The 1,777-nt window shown below is 73.9% G+C and carries 1 protein-coding gene; it reads left to right on the forward strand.

Annotation, left to right across the window (positions count from 1 at the left end; all coding sequences use genetic code 11):
* The coding region (locus VGO20_RS23815; RefSeq protein WP_327504887.1) for a phosphopantetheine-binding protein at positions 1–1,777 on the forward strand (1,777 nt) is incomplete at both ends.

Raw genomic sequence — 1,777 nt, forward strand, 5'->3', positions numbered from 1 at the left:
CACCGGGCTGGCGGCGGGCTCGTTCGACGCGGTGGTGCTGAACTCGGTGGTCCAGTACTTCCCGGACGGGGAGTACCTGCTGCGGGTTCTGTCGGGGGCGCTGGGGGTGCTGCGGCCGGGCGGGACGCTGTTCGTGGGCGATGTCCGGAACCGGGACCTGCAGGAGTGCTTCTACGGCTCGGTGGCCCTGTCGAGGGCCGAGGACGAGCTGCCGGTGGACGCGCTGCGCCGCCGGGTGTCGCGGGCGATCCGCCAGGAGAAGGAGCTGGTGATCGCGCCGCGGTTCTTCCGCCTGCTGCCGGGCGCGCTGCCCGGGGTGGGCGGTGTCGAGGTCTTGCTGAAGCAGGGCGGGGGCGACAACGAGCTGACGCGGTACCGCTACGACGCGGCGATCCGGACGGGGGCGCCGGCGGGGCCGGCGGAACCTGAAACGGTCCTGGCCTGGGGTGCCGACGCCCTGGGCGCGCTGGAGCGGACGCTGCGGGCCGGGGCCGCGCCGGTGATCCGGGTCTCGGGGGTGCCGAACCGGCGTCTGGCGCGGGATTTGGGGGTGCTGCGCCGCCTTCGCGAGGCGGAGGGGGAGCTGACGGCCGGGGCGCTGAAGGCGGCGGGCGAGGCGGCGTCGGAGGCGGGGGCCACGCCGGAGGAATTCCGGACGCTGGGCGCGCGGCACGGCTACGAGGCCGCGGCCACCTGGACGCCGGGTGCGGACGGCACCTGCTTCGACGTCGTCATGACCGACCGGTCGAGGGTGCGGAGCGCGCCTTCGATGGGCCGGGACGGGACCGGCGACGGCGCGCTGCTGGACCATGTCAACGACCCGCGGGCGGAAGGGCTGAAGGCGGAGCTGCTGGCCGGGCTGAAGAACGCGCTGAAGGACGTCCTGCCGGAGCACATGGTGCCCAGCGCCTTCATCGCGATCGACGCCCTGCCGCTGACGCTCAACGGCAAGCTCGACCGCGAGGCGCTGCCGGCGCCGGATGGCGACGCCTATGAATCCCGGGCCTACGAGGCGCCGGTCGGGCCGGCGGAGGAGGCGCTGGCCCGGATCTGGGCCGAGGTGCTGGGGCTGGAGCGGGTCGGCCGGCACGACAACTTCTTCGATCTCGGCGGCCATTCGCTGCTGGCGGTGCGGGTTCTGGAGCGCATGCGCCGGGAAGGGCTGCACGGCGACGTGCGGATGCTGTTCGCGGCACCCAGCCTGTCGGGACTTGCCGCCGAGGTAGCGACGGGCGAGGCGGCGGTGGCGGTGGCGGCGAACCCGATCGCGCAGGGCTGCACCGCGATCACGCCGGACCTGCTGCCGCTGGTGAGCCTGTGCCAGGAGGAGATCGACGGGATCGTGGCGGCGGTGCCGGGCGGGGCGGCCAACGTTCAGGACGTCTACCCGCTGGCGCCGCTGCAGGAAGGCATCCTGTTCCATCACCTGATGACCGGGACGGGCGACGCCTACCTGATCACGCGCCGGATCAGCTTCGCCGACCGCGGCCGGCTGGACGATTTCGTCGCCGCGCTGGACGCGGTGATCGCGCGTCACGACGTGCTGCGCACGGCCGTCGCCTGGGAAGGGCTCCGCGATCCGGTGCAGGTGGTGTGGCGCGAAGCGCGGCTGGTGGTGGAGGAGGTCGTCCTCGATCCGGGTGCGGGCGACGTGGCGGAGCAGCTGCGGGACCGGTTCGGTCCACGGCACTACCGGCTGGACGTGCGCCGGGCCCCGATGATGCGTCTCGCCGTGGCGTTCGACCCGGTCCGCGACCGCTGGGTCGGCGTATGGCTG

It is taken from the genome of Arenibaculum sp. (assembly GCF_035998295.1).
Classification (GTDB): Bacteria; Pseudomonadota; Alphaproteobacteria; order Azospirillales; family Azospirillaceae; genus DASYHS01.